The sequence below is a fragment of the Flavobacterium subsaxonicum WB 4.1-42 = DSM 21790 genome, from assembly GCF_000422725.1.
GTDB classification, from domain to species: domain Bacteria; phylum Bacteroidota; class Bacteroidia; order Flavobacteriales; family Flavobacteriaceae; genus Flavobacterium; species Flavobacterium subsaxonicum.
The window spans coordinates 70,569-91,473 of record NZ_AUGP01000004.1 but is presented as its reverse complement, the minus strand read 5'-3'; the positions used below and the strand labels follow the sequence as shown (position 1 = coordinate 91,473).

Genomic DNA, 20,905 nt, shown 5'->3' with positions numbered 1-20,905 from the left:
TTAGTGGTAAGGTCAAATTCTTCGTTCTCGTTATCCGGGTCGTTGTCATCACACACCGTAAATGGCGTTGGGTTGTTTACTACCGGTAACGGATTTACTATAAGCTCCAGCTCCACGATGTCGTAGCAGCCTGTAGCGTTGTTGGTTACTTTTATGTATACTGTGCCGCTTGCGCTGGTGTGGTTGGCCGGGTTAGGTATCGGCCCACTGCCGCTTACCGCTGCATCAAAGCTGGTAAAGTAGCTTACGCTGTACAGCGCAGGGCTGTTGGCGCCCAGTACTTCTTCGGCATACGTGGTAAGGTCGAATACGGCCTGGCCATCGGTATCGCTTGCTCCGTTGTCGCAAAGCTGGTATGGCGCTGCAGGGGTTACTGCAACAGGGGTTGGGTGTACGATCAATTGCAGCTCTGCAATGTCGAAACATTCAGTTCCTGCCCCTTCTACACGGATGTAAAGGGTTTGTACACCGTTGGTGGTAAAGGCAAATACGTTGGTATAAGCTGCTATTTGGGCTGCTGTAAGTGCATTGGCCTCGTAGGTAGCATCGTTCAGGGTTTCGTGTACGGTAAGTGTTACTGATCCGCCCATGTACGACAGGATATAATCCAGTGCTGTGTTGATGTTGAATACTGCTACCTGGTCGTTATTAGCATCGCATTCTTCTAATGCCGGTACTACCGGGGCTATTGGTGCAGGTAGCACCTGAAGCTCTGCTGTGGTTATTGATGCACATCCGGTAAGGTCGTTAATTACCCTTACGTAGATAGTAGCATTTGGCGAAAGGTATGGCGTTACAAGGCCTGTACCGCCTGCTATGGCGGCTGCCTCGGTAGCGTAGTACGATGCTGTAAAGCCTGCTGCACCGCCGGTTACTACCGGCTCTATGGCATCAAGGTCAAACAGGGCCTGGCCCGGTGTTTCTTCGCATGCAAGGAAAGGGTCGGCCGGGGTAATGATTACAGGTAGCGGGTTTACCACAAGGGTAAACGATGATGTCCTGAAACACCCAAAGGTGCTCTCTACCCTTACATAAACGGTTTGTTCTCCGTTTGCTGCCGTTTCGCTTGGATAAGCAGTTGGTGTCTGTATGGCGTTTACACCGGCTACGGCATCGGCCTGCGTGGTGTAATACGTAACTGTGTTATTTAGTTCCGGGTTTACATCGGCTTCGATATCCTTAGTTGTAAGGTCAAAAAGCTCGGTTCCGTCCGGTGAGTTTATATAGTCGCACTGTACAAAATCTGTTATTACAGGGATTACCGGGGTTGGGTGCACTATTAGCTGTAATGGCACTACGGTGGCACAGTTAGTGGCTCCCGTTGATGATACTACCCTTATGTATAACGGTTCGGCCGGTGTTACAGGGGTACTCTCTGTATAATAGCTTACTGCCTCGGCTGCTGTTATTAAGCCAACATTACTGCCGCTTAATGCGCCTGCCTGAGAGGTATAGTACGTTACCGTTAAACCGGTCTGGTTGCCTATTACCTGCGTACCTGCCTGGGTTAAATCAAATGCTGCGCTAAAATCGTTTACAGGGTTGGCATCGCCAAGTGTGTAATCGCAAGCCTCTAACGGTATAGCATCGGCAACAACCGGTGGATTAGTAATTGTTACTGTAAAGAAAACATCTGCAGGGCAGCTAAAATCTTCATCGCCACTTGCGGCAAAGATGTGAATTACCTGCGTTTCTTCTATAATACTTTCAGCAAAAAGCTGTGTGCCCGTTCCGTTTGCACCGGTAAAGTAATTACCCAATGTTAATTCAGGAAGTACATAACCCTCGCAGGCAATAACATCCTGCGGTTGTGCAATTACAGGGGTGTTATAAATAGTAACAACAAAGCTTGCCTCATCTGTACAGGTGTATGGCGCCTCGCCTTCCTGTGCAAAAATGTATACTGTTTGCGTTTCTGTTATAGGAGAACCATCTTCTAAAAGCTGGCCTTGTCCGTTAGCAGCTGTATAATAGCTACCCACTTCTATTTCAGGAAGTATATAGCTGTTACAAGCTTCTACATCTTCTACTTCTAAAATAGCAGGCTGAGGGGTTACTATAAGATCGAATGATGTTGTACCAAAAGCAGTTGGGTTATCGTTACGCTCTACCCTTATATAAATAGTTTCTGTAGTACCATTGTAATTTTCAGGGGTATCTATAGCGTTATCTCCTGTATTGGCATCGGCCTGGCTATTGTGGTATGTAACTGTAAAATCAGCAGGATCTAATTGGTTAAGCAATACATCATTTTGCGATGTAAGGTCAAAAATTTCGAATTGATTGTATGGAGCAACCTCACAAATATGTAAGTTTTCTATAGGTGTTAGCGGCACGTTACAATCTAATATATTTAGTATAAAAGATTTAGTTAACAAACAGCCTGTATCGTAATCTTCTATAGTAACAAATATTTCATAACCATCCACTGCCGTATAAGCCGCAGCATTAGCTGCTGTTATTACAGGGAAACCTTCGGTAGCATCCAGTTCGCTCGCATAATATTTTATTGGATGCGTAGAAGCAGCCATACCGTTTAATAAATTGGTGTTATTTTGTGTAAGGTTAAACACCCCTGTAGTTACACCATTAGCTGTAGTACCGCAAGCCTCAAGGTCAATTGGCTCTCCGGCCATTATTTCAGGATAAAAGTCTATAACAATATCATCTGAAATAAAGCACTCTGGATTAGAAGCAAAGTAACCTAACACTGTATAAGTACCCGGCTCTGAAACCGTTATTGTTTCTGTATCTACAAACTCACCATCTTCATCAAGAATCCACTCGCCATTCTGCTTCCATTTAACCAACATATCTTCGTTGGCTACGGCGGCATCTAATATAAAGGTATCGCCATGGCAAAGCAGTAAAGCTTCGTTACCCAATGTAATATCTGGCGGTAATTGCGGCTGGCCAATATCAAAACTACCTGCCTCTATAAATACGGCAGAGTTTAAGGCACCATCATTACCATTGGCAATAGCAAGTTTAATAGAGTAGGTATCATTAGGCACTACCTCGGCACTGGCCTGCATAATAATGGTTTGCCCATTAAAGTTAATTGGGGCTGTAGCCGCTGCTGCACCGGTATTATATTGTCCAAAATATTCTTCGTTAACCGCACCACAACCACCCGGGTTAGATGGGTGAATGGTTGTAACACCAACCGGAATTGTTGTTTCTGGTATAACCGCAAGATTAAGAGGTGTTGTTTCGCCTAACGTTTCGTTTATAAGAAGGAATGCAAATACATCGGTAAAATTACATTCGAAACTTGCATTACCATATTCTTCTGATGCGAAAAGGAAGTTAAAGCTAAAGCTGTCTGATACCGGTACAAAGTTAAACTTTATCCATGATGCACTTACGGTATTAGTACCTGTAGCAGCCTGAAGATCTGCATCACCCGGCCAGTTGGTACTACTAATAGTTTGAAGGTTAGGCCCATCTACACCATTATTTTCTCCGTTAGTAGGCACTGCGTTACCAGATGTAAGAACTACACCTTCGTAAATTGGAAAAGTACTATTATTGGCATGGAAATAAGCAATACCATTGTTCCATGAGCCATAGTTAGTACCTGTGCTCCATGTAACATTATCTATACCAACGCAGTTTACATCTATAAGTACATCTTCTATCAACTCAGGCACTGTGTACTGATCGTTAGATGTAGTTACAAAATTGCCGCGTGGCGTATCTGTATCAATACAGCCCGGGCACGCAGGTATAGGGTCTGGCGTACCACTGGTAATAATTGCGGTATTAGTAAGGTTACCCACAAAGCTTGCATAATCTTCTGGAATAAAAATTTGCACCGTATAGGTCATACTTTCGCCGGCTGCCAATACAGGAATTGTATTTGTAAAAGATCCGCTGCCACCGGTGCCGTTACCCTCCCAGGTCATTACATCTATGTAGTAAGGCTTGTTGTCTTTTACAACAACGTTAAAAGCATCACTTGGGCCCGGGTTGGTTACCGTAATGGTGTAGGTGGTAGATGAGTTTACAAGATAAGACGCTTGATTGTTTGTTTTAAGCGTTATAAGGTTAGCCATAGGGTTTGGCGTAGCCGTAACGGTACAGGTAGTACAGCCCGGAACCGGATCTGGAGTATCGCTGGTTACGGTTACCTCGTTAACTATATTGGTTGTCTGGCTAAAATTGCTTGGAACAGGAATAGTAAACGTATAGGTTACTGTTGCACCGTTTTCTAATAAAGCTATTGTATCTAAAAGGTTGCCGGTACCAAAAGTACCGTTAGAACCTGTCCAGTATGCATTTGCTGCATTAAGCCCGGCAGGAACAGCATCAGATACTACTACATTCTGTGCTGCCGTTGGGCCGTTGTTATGAACGGTTATTGTATAAACGGCATTAGCACCTGCTGTGTAAGCAGTGCCTGAGCCTAATGTTTTTGTTGTTACGATATCTGCCGATGAAGCATCAAAATCAGTATCGGTACATAATGTGCACGATGTATCCGGATCTGTAGTGGTAGAAGTTGCCGTAGCATTTAGAGATAAAGCACCTGTTTTAGTTGCAGGTATAGCTACCGTAATTGTATAAGTAACCGATTCGCCATCGGCAAGTGTGCCAACAGCATCGGCAACAGCACCTGTGCCCGATGAACTATTACTACCTGTCCACGATGTTATGGTTACACCCGCCGGCACCGGTACAGATACGTTAACACCGGCTGCATCCTGCGGGCCGTTATTGGTTACCGTAACGGTATAAACAGCAGTACCACCTGCAGTGTAGGTGGTTTGGTTATTGGTTGTTGTAACTACTAAATTGGCACCCGCATTAAGCACATCTGTATCAGTACACTGAGGGCATGTAGGTGTTGGATCTGTAACTGTTGCTATATAAGATACTGTATTAACAAGGTTGCCTGTAAAGGTTGCAGGCACATGCAGTGTAACAGTATAGGTTACTTCTTCGCCCACATCTAAAATACCGGTTTGCGCAACCAACGGAACGTTAGTACCGTTATTACCATTGCCTGTCCAGCTAAACTGGGTTATACCTGCGGGTATTGCATCTGTAATCTGTACGCTTTTTGTTGTAGCTTCCGGGCCGTGGTTAACTACCGTTATGGTATATACCACATCGGTATCGGGCTCGTAGGTTGCCTGGTTATCTGTTTTTATAACCTCAATATCAGATCGTGTTGCGTACGTTACCTGAACCGGGTCTATCGGCAGGGTGTACTCATCAGGTATCTTAATATTAATAGTATAAGTAACCGTTTGGTTAACATTTAACGTTGGTATGGTGTTGTTTAACTGTACGTTGGTACCGGCAGAGCCGTTACTGCCCGTCCACCAGAATTTGGTAACACCCGCCGGGATTGGAATACCGGTTGGAATTGGGAAAAAGACAGCCACGTTTAAGGCAGCCTGTGGCCCGTTGTTGGTTACCATAACCGTAAAGGTCATTGTTTCGCCGGCAACATACGTCATGTTAGGATTGTTGCTAAATACAACAACGTCTGATTGGGCGAAAACGCCCAAAGATCCTAAAAACAAAAGCAAGGTTAGTAGTAGTTTCCTCATATAGCAAATTTTAAAGTACTCCGATAGTTAAAAACTATTAAATATATCTTAACAAAATGTTAGGGTATAAAATTCCCAAATATAGATATTAGTATATATTTTAAGCTGTTAAATTTTAAAAAATCACAAATTAAATTAAATTGTAAGAGATAAATAACTTATTCATCCTTTTTACTACAGAATAACAAGTTAATGAATAAATACCCTACCTGCCTGTTTAATTTTTTTTATGCTAATTTTGCATAAATTTTAGAATCATGGAAAAAGTAACTATAAGGCCCACCCAAAACGCCGCTATCATAAAATTCGAGTTCAGCGATTTTGTTGCCCAGAAAGGCAATTACGAATTTAAAAATATAGACGATACCGCAACCTCGCCCCTTGCACGCCAATTGTTTTACCTGCCGTTTGTAAAAACCGTTTACATATCGGGCAATTTTGTAGGTATAGAAAAATACTCTATTGTAGAGTGGCCCGATGTACAGGACGATGTTGCCGCACAAATTGAAGAGTTTGTAAACACTGGCGGTATTATTGTTCAGGAAACCGAAGAAACAAAAAAGAAACTGCCTGCTACCGTTTATGTAGAGAGCACCCCTAACCCATCGGTACTTAAATTTGTTGCCAACAAGCTGCTGACCAAAACCAGCGCCGAGTTTAAGAATATTGATGACACGGCAGCATCGCCACTGGCTAAAGAGCTCTTTAAATTTCCTTTTGTAAAAGAAGTTTTTATAGACGAGAATTATATTTCGATAACCAAGTATGCTGTTAATGAGTGGGACGAGGTTACGCCCGAAGTTCGCTCTTTTATTAAGGTGTACCTGGAAAACGGCAACCCGGTTATAGACGAGTCTGTTATACAAAAACTGCCACAGGCCGAAAAACAGCAGGAAGCTTATTTTGACGCATTGGATGTTACATCGCAAAAAATAATTAATATTTTAGAGGAGTATGTTAAGCCGGCGGTTCAGGCCGATGGTGGCAACATTGCTTTTGAAAGTTATGATGAAGCCGATAAACGTGTTAAGGTGGTTTTGCAGGGCGCCTGCAGCGGATGCCCATCGAGCACCTTTACCCTTAAAAGCGGTATAGAGAACATGCTTAAGGATATGCTTAACGATAATGATATTAAGGTTGAGGCCATAAACGCCTAACACACAAAAAAATCCCGCCATGAGCGGGATTTTTGTTTAATTGCCTTGTATTTTTTCGCCGCTATCATCCCGGGTTGGGTTTTCGCGTTTTTCTTCTTTTATAACGGTGTTGGTTTTTTCGTTATACTTAGCCTCTTCTATTTTTTGGCCGGTTTTGCTGAACACTTTTATTTTAGGATCTGAGTGCGTACCGGTTACTACTATAGGTATACCTATTAACCCTCCTGGCGGCAGGCCTAAACGCACACGTATATCTAACAGGCCATCAAACGTGGTGGTACCTTTTATGGTTGGCCTGAAAACGGCTATCTTAAATGTAAAAGGCTCTATACGTATAACATTATTATCTATAGTGGTTTTAATGTCTATACCTTTAATATTAGGGTTATCTAAACCATCCTGGCCGGTCTTGCTGCTTATAACGTTAAACATTTTAAGGCCGCTTACCTTAACATCGCGTACCGATACCGTTCCGCCACCTTCCAGCGATTCGTAAATAGGCCCCATATTACCATCCAGGTCGCCTTTAATTTTGTAGTCTATAGATATTATACCCTCTGCTTTTTCGGCCGCGGTAACCAATTCATGAAATAATGGAATCTCGTTATACGCCCTTTTTACATTAAAGTCTTTTGCGGTAAAATGCGCATCAAAGTTGGCCGCCGTAGCCGACTCATCATCGTAAGCGGCATCTATGCCCACAACGCAGTCTATAATATTAAAGGTTGTTTTTTCGAGGGTTATTTTCCCTTTGCTTACTGCCACCTTGCCAATTAGCTTGTTTAGTGTAAGCCCGGTGTATTCTACTTTATCGGCATTGGCAATAAGCGACACGTTAAGATTGGTTGGCACAGCCACTACTCCACTCATTTTAGGGTTTTGTGCCTTAACCTGCTCCACCTCTACTTTCCTGTCGGTGTTCTCGCCTTCTTTAAGCGTCATAAACTCATCTACGTTAATAAGCTTCGATTTTAAGTTGAAGTTACCGCTCAACGTGCCATGCGACTCTAAAAAGTAGTTGATGGTATTAAGCAGGTAGCCGTTCATGGCAAAATCTGATTTGCCGTAGTGTGCTATAAACTTATCAAAATTCATTTTCTCGTTGTGGAACGAAAAATAACCTTCATTCACAAAAAACGGTTTTGGGAATAATTCTGATGTTGTTTTGATATCTTTTAGCACCAGCGTGCCCTTATTGTTCAGTTTGCTGTACTGCCCGGTTGTGGCATAACTCTGCCTACCTTTAAGCGACAGATCGGCCTTGGCGTAGCCGGTAACGTCCAGCCCTTTTTGCTGAAACACTTTATAGATCCTGCCAATGTTTAGCTCGCCCTTAATTTTGGCATCGTAAAACAGGTCGTCAAAATCAGATAGCGTTGCATTTACATATACCGGGTTACCCTCAAACACAAACGATGCCGGCGTAATAGCCACCTTTAAGTCCTGAAAGGTTCCGTTGGTGTTAATTACATTGGTTACAATAGTAATATCGGTAATTGGGTTAGGGTAATAATCGGTTTTAAGCCAGCCGTTCTGCAGGTTAATACCCCCTTTGGTTTTAGGGAACAATTTTTTCTCGGCATTATAATTACCGTTAGCTGTAATGTCTGCCCTTAGCATACCTTTAAGATCCATGTTGGGCAGGCCAATGGCAGCATCAAGCAATTGCAAATCGAGCGTGCCTTTAATTTTAGCCTTAACAGCCATATCGGTCATGCCCTGGGTTTGCACCATAGCCTTAAAATAATCTTTATCGCCTACTTTAAAGTCAAACTTTTTAAGGTTTATCTTAAGCCTGTTAACATCAAGCGCCGGTAAAAAAGCCGCAAGGTCCATCTGGAAATCGGTCAGCTTAGCCGGTGCGCCTTTATATACCACACCGCCATCGCGCACTTTTAACTTAAAGCCAAGATCGGGCTGTTGGTTTTTAGCGGCATTATAGCGCCCCTTGAACCTGAAAAGCAAATCGGCACGGCCATCAATCTCGGTATCTTTAGCCCAGCTTAGATATTCCGGCGGCATTACCGATATCAGGTCTTTAAGCGTAGTATTTTCTGATGCAGCATCAATATCAATCTTATAACCATCGGCAAGGATGGTAAACACACCTGTAAATTCCAGCGGAAGCTCGTTTATCTTAAGCTCGTTTTTTTGTAGTATAAACGATAACGCATTGGTGTTAATACGCGTAATCAGGTCGGCATGCAATTCTTTTTTCTGAAGGTAATACGTATTGGCATACGAAAAGTCGATGGAATCGATATTAGCATCGGTTCGCAAATCAAATACATCTTCGCTAAGGTCGCCCTTGCCCACATAATTAAACCCGTGTGCATCTACGAGTATCTTGGCCGAAAGGTCGTTATATTTTATATGGCAGTTTTCAAAATCGATACGGTCCAGCCTAATGGCAGGGCCTTCGGCGTTAGGGTCTTTGGGCTGTTTGTCTTCAGATACATATACGTTATAGTTGGCCTGGCCTTTCTCGTTAACCATTACGTTAATAAGGGCATCGTTAACATAAAGTTCGTCTATCTTAACCTCATTATCAAAAATAAGGCGTTTAAGGTTTATGCCAAAGGCCACCTGGTCTGCCTTTAGCAGCGTATCGTTGGCATAAGGCACCGATCCTTTTAGGGAAAAATCGTCCAGCGCCACCGTTAACGACGGAAAGTGCGTAAAGAACGACAGTTTTGATTTAGAGAAATTAAGCTCGCCTGCCAAACTCTTGTTGGCTATTTTTTTAACCTGCTCGCTTACTTGTCCCGGAAATAGTAGCGGGATTAGAAACATGAGCAGTAGTATGAACGCAATAAAAATACCGGTCCATTTTAAAAATCCTAAGGCTATTTTTTTTGCGCGTATCTTCATGCTATAAAAGTAATAAAATTCTTAATTTTAAAATTAGTATTTTAGTCTTAATATCTTATTCTATTTAACTTAGCATTAATATAAAGGCCTTTTATTGCAGTATATATTTGGCATTACGGGTTATAAAAGATAACTTTACAATAATGAGCAAATATTAAAGCATGAACAAAACAACAACACTTATTTTAACCCTAACAGCCAGTATATTTATGTCGTGCCACAGAGAAAATAAAGCCGGGAGCATAGGTGAAGACAACCCTTTATTAGCCACTTGGGATACCCCTTATGGCGCCCCGCCGTTTAACGAAATTAAGACCGAACATTATAAGCCTGCCCTGCAGGAGGCTATGCGCATACAGCAGGGCGAAATAGATGCCATTGCCAACAGCCACGAGCAGCCTAACTTTAAAAATACCATTGTTGCCTTAGAAAATACCGGCACGCTGCTTACCCGCATTGTTATGGTGTTCGAAAATTTAACATCGGCCAACACCAACCCCGAGATGCAGGCCCTTGCGCAGGAAATGGCCCCTGCCCTTTCTAAACATTATGATGATATTTATCTGAACCAAAAACTGTTTACCCGCGTTAAAAGTGTGTGGGATAACCAGATTGGATTTAAGCTGAACCGCGAAGAGGCAAAGCTGCTGGAAAAGAAATATAAGGCTTTTGTTAGGAGCGGCGCCAACCTTAACGACGACCAGAAAGACCGCCTTAGAAAAATTAACGAAGAACTGGCCGTTATTGCCCTGAAATTTGGCGATAATGTACTGGCCGAAACAAATAGTTTTGAGTTGGTAGTATCGGATAAAAAAGACCTTGCCGGCCTGCCGCAGGAGGCTATTGCCGCTGCCGCCGATGATGCCAAGGCTAAGGGTAAAGACGGCAAATGGCTGTTTACCTTGCAAAACGCCAGCGTGATGCCGTTTTTGCAATATGCCGATAACCGCGAACTCCGAAAAAAAATATGGACGGCCTACCAGAACCGCGGCAACAACGGCAACGCGACCGATAACCGTATTAATGTAATACAGCTTACTAACCTGCGTGCCGAAAAAGCACACTTGTTAGGCTATAAAAGCCACGCCCATTTTGTGTTGGAAGAGCGCATGGCTAAAACACCGGAAAGGGTGTATGAGCTGTTAGACCAACTTTGGAAGCCTGCCCTTGAAAAGGCTAAAGCCGAAGAAGCCGATATTAAAAAGCTTATGGTTGCCGACGGCATTAACGATGCCGTGCAGCCGTATGACTGGAGGTATTATACTGAGAAAATACGCAAGCAGCGCTACAACCTGGACGAGCAGGAGATAAAGCCTTATTTTAGCCTTGACAATGTGCGTGAGGGTATTTTTACCGTTGCCGGAAATTTATACGGACTTAAATTTAAGCAGCTTAAAGATGTACCGGTGTACCAAAAAGATGTAACCGCCTGGGAAGTTACCGAGGCCGATGGCAAGCTTGTGGGTATTTTATACATGGATTTTTATCCGAGAGCAAGTAAATCAGGTGGTGCGTGGATGACATCGTACCGTGACCAGAAAATGCAGGACGGTAAACGCATTGCGCCGATTATCTCTATAGTGTGTAACTTTACAAAACCTACCGGCAACACCCCTGCGCTGCTTACTTTTGATGAAACCACTACGTTTTTCCACGAGTTTGGGCACGCCCTGCATGGCCTGCTTAGCAATGTTAACTACGTGAGCCTGGCGGGCACCAATGTACCTACCGATTTTGTTGAACTACCCTCTCAGGTTATGGAAAACTGGGCTGCCGAACCCGAAGTGCTTAAGCTGTATGCCAAACATTACAAAACAGGAGCGGTTATTCCGGATGAGCTGATTACTAAGCTACAGGAGTCGGCTACTTTCGATCAGGGCTTTGCTACGGTTGAATACCTTGCGGCAAGCTACCTGGACCTGGATTACCACTCGCGCACCGAAGACCTTACCCAAAACGTGGCACCATTTGAAGAAGAAGCCATGAAAAAGCTTGGGCTTATACCGTCTATCATTCCCCGTTACAGGAGCACCTATTACAACCATATTTTTAGTGGTGGGTATTCGGCCGGGTATTACAGCTATATATGGAGCGGCGTACTGGATACCGATGCTTTTGAAGCCTTCAGGAGCACATCGTTGTTTGATAAGAACACCGCAAAAGCCTTTAGGACAAACATACTGGAGCGTGGCGGCACCGGCGACCCTCAACTGATGTATGAAGCTTTTAGGGGCGCAAAACCCTCTATTGAGCCTTTGCTACGCAAAAGGGGACTCGAAAAGAAAACCCCGCAGCTGCAAAACACTAAAATGTTAGATTAAAACAAAAATGCCCACGCTAAGCGTGGGCATTTTTTATATCATCTGTAAATTTAAATTTAGCCGTGGTAAACGCGGGAAAATACTATTTTGCCATTGTTAACATCAAACACTTCGGCAACCAGCATATCTTCTTCGCCCTCTACAATCCGAATGTATTCGCTAAAAACGCGGTAGTTATTCGCCGTAAGGGTTTTAACCTTGTACTGTAACGTAGGCAGCCTGTTAAAAGCATCCTGCCACCATTCGCGCATAGCGGCATGGCCTTTTACAAGTCCGTTTGTTTCGGGTTTCCTTACTTTAAGCTTCGGGCTAAAATGTTCGGCATCGTAAGCATACAAATCCAGTAATTTATCAAGCTGTTTATTGTTAAACGCCTCAAACCACTGCATGGCAATGTATTCTATATCCCTTGGTTCCATTAAATATTTTTAAGGTTTATAACTTCCTGTTCTGTTAAGAACCTGTAGTTACCACGTGGCAGGTTCTTTTTAGTAAGCCCGGCGTAAGATACACGGTCTACCTTAAGAACATCGTACTTAAACGACTCGAATATAGCACGAACCACTTTTATGTTTTGTGTGCGAAGTTTAATACCCACTTCAGTCTTAGGTTGTTCTTCAATGTAGCTAATCTCGTCTACAAACAGGCGGTGACCATCTAACTGAACGCCTCCTGCAATTTTTTCAAGATCTTCAAACTTAAGGTTCTTATCTAAAGTAACCTGGTATATTTTAAATGATTTTTGGTTTGGCAGGCCAAACTTACGTATCATATCGGTATCGTTAGTAAAAATAAGAAGCCCGGTAGTGTTTTTATCCATACGGCCTACAGGCTGCAGGTTACCTTTACTGGCACCGCGAATAAGCTCCATAACGTTGCGCATATCGGCATCGCCATCGCCACTGGTACTAAAGTTTTTAGGCTTGTTAAGCAACAGGTATTCTTTTTTCTCCGGCATAAGGGTTACGCCATCAAAATCTACCTTATCGGTAAGTTTAACCCTGTGACCCATTTCTGTAACCACAACGCCGTTAACCTTAACGTTACCTGATTTTATGTAAATATCGGCATCCCTGCGCGAACATGCGCCAGAGTTAGATATGTATTTGTTTAACCTAAGCTCATCCGGGTTAGATGGCTTTTTAGGAGCAGCCGGTTTGCGCTCTGCCTGTTTTCTTTCAAAACCGGGTGTAACTTTTACAAAGCCCGCTTTTTTAGGTGCAGCCCCTGCCCCTTCGGCATCAGCCTTTGGTTTGGCTGCCGGTTTTCTTGTTTTATTAAGTGGTTTAGACGGAGACCCGCTTTTTTTCCTGTCATTGCCCCCTCTGCCTGCGCCGCCTTTCCTGCTGTTACCGCTATTCATAATGCTAAATATTTTTGCAAAGATAGGATTAAATAGCAGATAATAACTTTCTGCCGTGCACTAAAACCTCCGGATCTATAAGTACAATGCTAAATACCCCCGCTACAATGAGCACTTTAAGTATATTATGCAGCTGCAGGTACTCGTCGTGCGTTGTTGCTTTCCATAACTTAAACAAAAAACACACAATAACTATCATGCCGGTGTAGAAGTAAATATCCATATAACCCACATCGTACACATCTATAAGCAGGTAAACGGGCACTACGGTTAAAAACGTAAGTACCGTAATAATGGTCTTGCTCATGCTCTCGCCAAACATTACGGGTATGGTGCGGTAATCGGCAACAATATCGCCTTTAATGTTCTCCAGGTCTTTAATAAGCTCGCGGGTTAATATAAGCAGGTATAAAAATGTGGCATGGGCAAATATTACCTGATAGAAGTTTTTAAAGTACATAAGGATACCAAAAAACGGCAGCACCGCTAAAAATGCCGCTGTAAGGTTGCCAATAACCGGGTATTTTTTAAGCTTGTGCGAATAAAACCAGATAAGAAATATATAGCCCGCAAAAAATACCGCCGCCCGCCACGAAACCATAAAGGCCAACAGCACCACAATAAAGTTAAGCACAAAATATACCTGAAGCTTGGTACCCTGGCTTACAAGCCTGTCGAGCATCGATTTTTTAGGACGGTTGATGAGGTCTTTCTGGGCGTCGTAAAAGTTATTGATTATATAGCCCGACGCTATGGTTAGCGATGATGCCAGCACGATAAGAAACAGGTTGGGGTCCAGGATAATATCGAGCGCACGGCTCTCTCTATCTAATATAAAGATGGCCGAAAGGTACTGCGCCAGTGCTATAACGGGTATGTTATAACCGCGCACTACAGAAAACAGGCTGAATATCTTCATCAGTACCAGTTTTGCTTTCCTGGATGCCATATATTGTTTTAGTTTTAAACTTACTTGTAGCCGTATTATTGTAAACGAATTGTAAAGATAAAAGTAATTAGCCTTACAATTGTTAATGGTATTAAAAAAGCCTCAATAAATGAGGCTTTGTGTGTTATATGTTATCAAATTAAAACCTGAGATCGAACCCATGGTTATTAACTTCGTTATATTTATCAGATAAAATACTACTTCTTATCCTTCAATTTACCGCCCATTAGCATTACAGCCAGGGTAATAAAGAAAAAGATAACAATGCTTATGGCATAGTACAAAATAGTCTGGCTTATTGTCGACCGGCCTGCATTGCCAATGTCTACACCGTCAAAAATTGAGAGCAGTTTTATAAACAGGTACGATGGCAGTATTAAAATAAGCAGCGCAAAAGTTATTAAAGCTACTTTTTTCATGTAGAGCTTTTTAATCCACAATACCTGGGTAAGCATAAGGCCAAATACCGGCGGAAGCCAATACATCATCCACATTTTACCAAACACACTGGCTTTAAAAATGTTTAAACCACCGGGTATTGCTACTGCATCGGCATAAATGGTGTAGGTATCTACCGCCCAGATAATAAAATAGAGTAAACCCGCTATACGCACGGCCTGTATGCCGGTAAGTATAAAAAGGTTTTTAACCTCTACTGTTTTAAGGTTAGAGGTTTTTATAAGGCTGATGATTGGTATTAAAATTCCGAAACCAATAAGTATGGAACGTAATATCTGGCTGAATATATTGATACTTTCGTGCACCGCTTAAAACTGGTAAACTACCTCTACTTTATGTCCGGTTAATGCGCTTTTGGCTTTCTCTATATCGGGAGCAAAGCCTAATATATAGCCGCCACCGCCAGAACCGCACAGCTTAAGGTAATAATCGTTAGTTTCTATGCCTTTTTGCCAAAGTTCATGAAACTGCACCGGTATCATGGGTTTAAAGTTGTTGTAAACCACCTTGCTCAGTTTTTTGGTATTTGAGAAAAGTGCCTTAACATCGCCATGCAAAAAGCTTTCGATTGAAGCATCGGTATATTTAAGGAACTGGTTTTTTATCATGGCACGGAAACCCTTGTCTTTTAGGCTTTCCATAAACAGCTGTACCATTGGCGCGGTTTCTTTTACAATACCCGAGTCTAAAAGGAAAATAGCCCCTTTGCCCTCCAGGTTTTGCATAGGTATACCGGTAGCCTCTATACTATCGTGCGAATTGATAAGGATAGGAATGCTAAGGTAGCTGTTAAGCGGGTCTAAGCCGGAGCTGGTACCGTGAAAATACGATTCCATCCTGCTGAATATTTTTTTAAGCGTAAGGAGTTTTTCCTGCGTAAGGTTTTCCAGTACGGTTATTTTATTGTTGGCATACTGGTCGTAAACAGCGGCTACAAGAGCGCCACTACTGCCAATACCGTAACCCTGTGGTATACTGCTGTCAAAATACATACCGGCCTCTACATTAAGCTTTAGCGTAGCAATATCAAAGGTAACCAACCCGGGCTCTTCGGCCTGTAGCTGTTCCAGCCAGGTTACAAAACCCCTAAGGCTCTGGTTGCTTTTTTTGGCAAGATCGGTCTCAGAATCGTCTACCCTAAGGCCGCCGTTGTAAAAATTATAAGGAATAGACAAACCTTTGGAGCCTTTGTTAATGCCATGTTCTCCAAAGAGCAATATTTTTGAGTAAAATAAGGGTCCTTTCATTGTAAGGGTATGTATCTATTTATATATAAAGGTACGTAAAAATTAGTTTGCCGGGTTTGATTAACAAATGTTTAATCTGCCAGTTCCGACCCTGCGCCAATTTTGTCGCAAATGTACTGACTGTTTTGGCAATAGCCAAGCAATTCATTCTTAATAAAATCCAAAACTTTTACGCTAACGTTTTCAGGATATAAAATATGCACATTAGCGCCGGCATCTAAGGTAAAACACACAGGTACAGACGTTTCCTGCCTAAATTTCCAAATGGCATTAATAATCTCAAGCGTGTTGGGCTTCATGAGTATAAAGTACGGCTGAGAGGTCATCATCATGGCGTGCAGGGTTAGTGCCTCGCTCTCGGTAATCTTAATAAATGCATCCAGGTTACCTTCAACAAGAGCGGCTTTTAATGCCGATAAATTATCGTGTGCCTGCGCAAAACGCCTTTCGGCATAGGGGTGGTTGTGCATAAGGTCGTGCCCCAGGGTACTGCTTACCTGTTTTTCGCCTTTATCTACCAATAAAATAGTATCCTGGTAGTCTTTAAAAATATCGTGCACCTGGCCCGTAAACGGTACACCAAATAAATCCGAACTACCTTCAATTTCGGCATGTGATCCCCAAACTACTACGCTGCCTTTAACACTACGGCAGGCAGAACCCGACCCTAACCGTGCTAAAAACGATGCTTTCTGATAAAAGTAGGCATCCGTTATTTGCGGGTTAAGCAGGCGCTCTACACTCATAAGGTTCATGGCCAGTGCTGCCATGCCCGAGGCAGACGATGCAATGCCCGAGCTGTGCGGAAACGTATTTTGGGTGTCTATTGTAAAATGATAGTCTTTTAAAAACGGAAGGTAAGCCACTACCCTCTCAAAGAATTTTTCGATCTTAGGCCGGAAACTTTCTTTAGGCTGACCCTCAAACAGCAAGTCGAAAGAAAAGCCATCGGCGCTTTCTTTCTTCTCAAAACCAAGTTTGGTAATGGTTTTACAGTTGCTAAGCGTAAAACTAATAGACGGGTTAGCGGGAATTTGGTTGGCTTTTTTACCCCAGTATTTTACAAGGGCTATATTGCTGGGCGCACTCCATTCAAAACTGCCATTAGTTACCGGGTTTGTATAGGCAGAGGGTATAAAATCCTGTTCGGATACCATGTTTTTAAATTTTAGGCAAAGATAAGATTTTTAGTCAGACGCAGAGAAAGGGCTTTTGCCACGAATTACACAAATTTCACTAATTATAATTTGTGGAATCTGTTAGAATCTGTAATTCGATATTTTAAAAATTAGTGCAATTCGTGTAATTCGTGGCAAACCTTTTTTTAGCTGCAACATAACCCTCTAAAAATTTGTGAAATTAGTGCCATTCGTGCTTAAAAATATTACCCATACCCTTAACTTTGTACATAACAAACCTCAACACAATGTCTAAAACGTACAAAATACTGGTAATGGTTGTTACCTGCCTGGCCGTTGGCTATTTAGCCAGCCAGTTTACACAAGAAAACGTAACCACCTGGTACACCACTATAAAAAAACCATCGTTTACTCCGCCCAACTGGGCTTTCCCGGTGGCGTGGACAACCCTGTATGTTTTTATGGGCGTTGCAGCAGGCCTGGTTTGGGACAGGCTGGATGTTATGCACGATACCGTAAAAAAAGGGCTGACGTTTTTTGCCATACAGCTTGCGCTTAACGGCTTATGGTCGTATCTTTTCTTCGGGCTTAAAAATCCGCTGCTGGGCTTAATAGAAATTGTTTTGCTGTGGCTGATGATTTACGAAACCTATGCCCAGTTTACCAAAGTAAGTAAAATAGCCGGCTACCTGTTTATACCCTATATTGCCTGGGTTAGCTACGCACTGGTGCTTAACGGCACTATATGGTGGCTTAATAAATAGATTAAACTTTAGAGTTATAAAAGATAGCCCGACACCCTGTGTGTTGGGCTATTGTTTTTATGGGGTTTGCCAATAGATACTAATTACTTGCAACATTATATTTTGTTAGGAAAACTTTACCTTAATCTTAACTCGAAACATAGGCCATTCGCTGTTTTGAGCCGTAACTTTATAGTATTATTAAATACAATTTATTATGGAAAATTTAGTTGGAACATCATCTGTAAAAACAGTTAACCCGTTTACGAACGAAATTGTGAAGCAATTTGATGTAATGGAAGATAAAGAGCTTGACTCGAAAATTGCGCTTGCCGATAGTACTTTTAAAACATGGAAAAAAACAGCCTTTAGCGTAAGGGCTAAACTGCTGCACAAAGTTGCGACCATTATGCGCAACAAAAAAGAAGAACTGGGCAAGCTTGCCACCCTGGAGATGGGTAAGCTGCTTAAAGAAAGTATTGCCGAGGTAGAACTTTCGGCAGATATATTTGATTACTATGCCGATAAGGGCGAAGAATTCCTGGCCGACAGCCCGCTGGAAACCCCTATTGGGTCGGCTTTTTTAAGCTATGAGCCTATTGGCGTACTGTTAAGCGTACAGCCGTGGAATTTCCCGTTTTACCAGATAACACGTTCTGCCGCGCCTAATATTATGGCCGGTAACACCATGCTGTTTAAACACGCCTCTAACGTGCCGCAGTGTGCCCAGATAATGGAAGACATTTTTATTGAGGCAGGTGCGCCCGAAGGTGTGTACCAAAACCTGTTTATACCAGGCAAAAAAGCGAGCGAGTTAGTAGCCGACGAACGTATTAAAGCGGTTACCCTTACCGGTAGCGAACCCGCAGGGGCTGCCATTGCTGCCGCCGCAGGTAAGTATATTAAAAAATCAACGCTTGAGCTTGGCGGTAGCGATGCTTTTATTGTTCTGGACGATGCCAATGTAGACGAAGCTGTAGAAGCTGCCGTAAACGGCCGTATGTGGAATGCAGGACAGGTATGTACATCGCCTAAGCGTATTATTGTGGAAGAGAGTATTGCCGATACCTTTCTTGAAAAGGTAAAAGCCAAATTTGCGTCTATAAAACCGGGCGACCCTATGGACCCAGAAACCACGCTTGCCCCTTTAAGCAGCGAAAAAGCCGTTGAAGATGTTATTAAACAGGTTCAGAAAGCCGTTGAAGAAGGTGCAACGCTATTGCTTGGCGGTAAACGTATAGACCGTAAAGGTGCCTTTATGGAGCCAACGCTGTTAACCGGTATTGAGCCGAATAATTCTGCTTATAAAGAAGAGATTTTTGGCCCCGTGTTTATGTTTTATAAAGTTAAGAACGAAGATGAGGCTATTGAGCTTGCCAACGCTACCAACTTTGGCCTTGGCGGAAGTATTTTTAGCGGTGATGAAAAAAGAGCCGTTAACGTTGCCCGACAAATTGAAACCGGAATGGTGTACATAAACCACCTTACAGGCATTACCCCAGAGTTGCCTTTTGGTGGCACCAAAGGATCGGGTTATGGCCGAGAGCAGTCGCCGGCAGGTATTTATGAGTTTGTAAACGCCAAACTTATAAGGACTACCAAAGCCTCTAACCCGAATTAATTCCAAGAATAGAGTTCATAAAAAATGCCCGCAATTGCGGGCATTTTTATTTTATTGTAAACAGTTACTTAACCGTAAGTACAAAATATTTTTTCTTGCCAAACTGCACTAAAATGTACTTGCCCAAAACAAGGTCTTTATCAGAAAGTTTGTAGGCATCGGTAATTTTTTCTTTGTTGATGGAAACTGCATTGGCAGCCAGTGCTTTTCGGGCTTCACCACGCGATGGGAATACCTTGGTAGTATCCGCCAGCATTTCTATAATATCGGTGTCGGCGCTTAATTGCTCCGGTGTAATTTCGGCATGGAAAAACTCGCCAAAAATATCGGTAAAAAAATCGTCGCTAACTGCATTAAGCTGCTCGTAGTTATAGTTAGAAAACACAAACTCCGATCGTTTAATGGCTTCTTCCAGATCTTCTTTAGAGTGTACAAAAGTAGTAACCTCTTCGGCAAGCCTTTTTTGCAGCACCCTTAAATGCGGCGCCTGATGGTGTTCTGCAATAACAGCCTCTACTTCGGCCTGAGATAAGAATGTAAATATCTTAATGTATTTTTCGGCATCGGCATCGGTGGTATTTACCCAAAACTGGTAAAATTTGTATACCGATGTTTTATCGGCGGTAAGCCATACGTTACCCCCTTCGGATTTACCAAATTTAGAGCCGTCTGCCTTTGTTATAAGCGGGCAGGTCATAGCATAAGCCTTAGCGCCCTCATCGTTCATCCTGCGCACTAATTCGGTGCCGGTGGTAATATTGCCCCACTGGTCGCTGCCGCCCAGTTGCAGCAGGCAGTTGTATTGTTTATGTAAATGGTAAAAATCGTAGCCCTGTATTAGCTGGTAGGTAAACTCGGTGAACGACATTCCGCTACCTGCCTCGCCGGTAAGGCGTTTTTTAACCGAATCTTTCGCCATCATGTAATTAACGGTAATACGCTTGCCCACATCGCGCACAAAGCCTATAAAAGAAAATTCCTTCATCCAGTCGTAGTTATTAACCAGGATGGGGGCGTTGGCTTCGTCCGAATTAAAATCAAGAAAACGCGACAATAATGCCTTAATACCGTTTACGTTTTTGTTAAGGGTAGCTTCGTCCAGCAGGTTACGCTCATCGCTCTTGCCCGATGGGTCGCCAATCATGCCGGTAGCCCCGCCAACAAGCGCAACAGGCCTGTGCCCGTGGTTGTGCAGGTGTACAAGAATTATAATGGGCACAAGGCTGCCTATGTGCAGAGAGTCAGACGTTGGGTCGAAGCCTATATAGGCCGTAGTCATTTCTTTAAGCAGTTGTTCCTCGGTTCCGGGCATTATATCGTGCACCATGCCACGCCATTGTAATTCGGCTACAAAATTCTTCATGTCAAAAATTTAATTGGGCACAAAAATACAATTTGTACCGTGTAATTTTAAATAATTTTTATTCTTTAGCTTTAAATAAGATTTTTCTTAAGATAATGACAAAGATTATAT

General features: G+C 42.8%; 13 protein-coding genes. 4 read left to right on the top strand and 9 right to left on the bottom strand.

The genetic code is table 11. The features are described from left to right. A partial coding sequence (locus G509_RS21285; protein ID WP_035738363.1) for a choice-of-anchor L domain-containing protein occupies positions 1–5,561 on the bottom strand: 5,561 nt, incomplete at its 3' end. A 257-nt stretch (positions 5,562–5,818) separates the two neighbouring features. On the opposite strand from G509_RS21285, the gene G509_RS0101965 reads away from it, so the two are divergent. Next, entirely contained in the window at positions 5,819–6,718 is a 900-nt protein-coding gene (locus tag G509_RS0101965; RefSeq protein ID WP_026989993.1) for a NifU family protein, read from the top strand. Between the two features lie 36 nt (positions 6,719–6,754). On the opposite strand, the gene G509_RS21280 is transcribed toward G509_RS0101965, so the two are convergent. Continuing rightward, complete coding sequence (locus G509_RS21280) at positions 6,755–9,589, bottom strand: AsmA family protein (RefSeq protein WP_051199892.1); 2,835 nt, start codon at positions 9,587–9,589, stop codon at positions 6,755–6,757. 161 nt (positions 9,590–9,750) lie between these two features. Here G509_RS21280 and G509_RS0101955 point away from each other — a divergent pair, with 161 nt between their 5' ends. Further along, on the top strand, positions 9,751–11,910 hold the full coding sequence (locus G509_RS0101955) for a M3 family metallopeptidase (RefSeq protein WP_035738361.1): 2,160 nt from the start codon (positions 9,751–9,753) through the stop codon (positions 11,908–11,910). Between the two features lie 56 nt (positions 11,911–11,966). Here G509_RS0101955 and G509_RS0101950 read toward each other — a convergent pair whose 3' ends face one another. The 6 genes from G509_RS0101950 to G509_RS0101925 form a co-directional block, all read right to left on the bottom strand. Then, positions 11,967–12,329: a nuclear transport factor 2 family protein gene (locus G509_RS0101950; protein ID WP_026989991.1), complete on the bottom strand. Its 363-nt coding sequence runs from the start codon at positions 12,327–12,329 to the stop codon at positions 11,967–11,969. Continuing rightward, complete coding sequence (locus G509_RS0101945; RefSeq protein ID WP_026989990.1) at positions 12,329–13,273, bottom strand: pseudouridine synthase; 945 nt, start codon at positions 13,271–13,273, stop codon at positions 12,329–12,331. The genes G509_RS0101950 and G509_RS0101945 overlap by 1 nt, the downstream gene beginning before the upstream one ends. Positions 13,274–13,301: 28 nt before the next feature. Further along, positions 13,302–14,222, bottom strand: coding sequence for a geranylgeranylglycerol-phosphate geranylgeranyltransferase (locus tag G509_RS0101940; protein WP_026989989.1), 921 nt, complete (start codon positions 14,220–14,222; stop codon positions 13,302–13,304). A 197-nt stretch (positions 14,223–14,419) separates the two neighbouring features. After that, positions 14,420–14,986 (bottom strand): hypothetical protein, encoded by a 567-nt coding sequence (locus tag G509_RS0101935; protein WP_026989988.1) that lies wholly within the window; start codon positions 14,984–14,986, stop codon positions 14,420–14,422. Positions 14,987–14,989: 3 nt separating this feature from the next. Next, the gene (locus G509_RS0101930) at positions 14,990–15,928 is read right to left on the bottom strand and encodes a mevalonate kinase family protein (protein WP_026989987.1); all 939 of its coding nucleotides are present in this window, start codon (positions 15,926–15,928) and stop codon (positions 14,990–14,992) included. 71 nt (positions 15,929–15,999) lie between these two features. Next, positions 16,000–17,085, bottom strand: coding sequence for a diphosphomevalonate decarboxylase (locus G509_RS0101925; RefSeq protein ID WP_026989986.1), 1,086 nt, complete (start codon positions 17,083–17,085; stop codon positions 16,000–16,002). 269 nt (positions 17,086–17,354) lie between these two features. On the opposite strand from G509_RS0101925, the gene G509_RS0101920 reads away from it, so the two are divergent. Further along, positions 17,355–17,831 carry a TspO/MBR family protein gene (locus G509_RS0101920; RefSeq protein ID WP_026989985.1) on the top strand — a complete coding sequence of 159 codons (477 nt, stop codon included), beginning with the start codon at positions 17,355–17,357 and terminating at the stop codon, positions 17,829–17,831. A gap of 196 nt (positions 17,832–18,027) precedes the next feature. Beyond that, positions 18,028–19,431 (top strand): NAD-dependent succinate-semialdehyde dehydrogenase, encoded by a 1,404-nt coding sequence (locus G509_RS0101915; protein WP_026989984.1) that lies wholly within the window; start codon positions 18,028–18,030, stop codon positions 19,429–19,431. A 64-nt stretch (positions 19,432–19,495) separates the two neighbouring features. On the opposite strand, the gene tyrS is transcribed toward G509_RS0101915, so the two are convergent. Next, positions 19,496–20,794 carry a tyrosine--tRNA ligase gene (gene tyrS / locus G509_RS0101910; RefSeq protein WP_026989983.1) on the bottom strand — a complete coding sequence of 433 codons (1,299 nt, stop codon included), beginning with the start codon at positions 20,792–20,794 and terminating at the stop codon, positions 19,496–19,498. Positions 20,795–20,905: the final 111 nt, after the last annotated feature.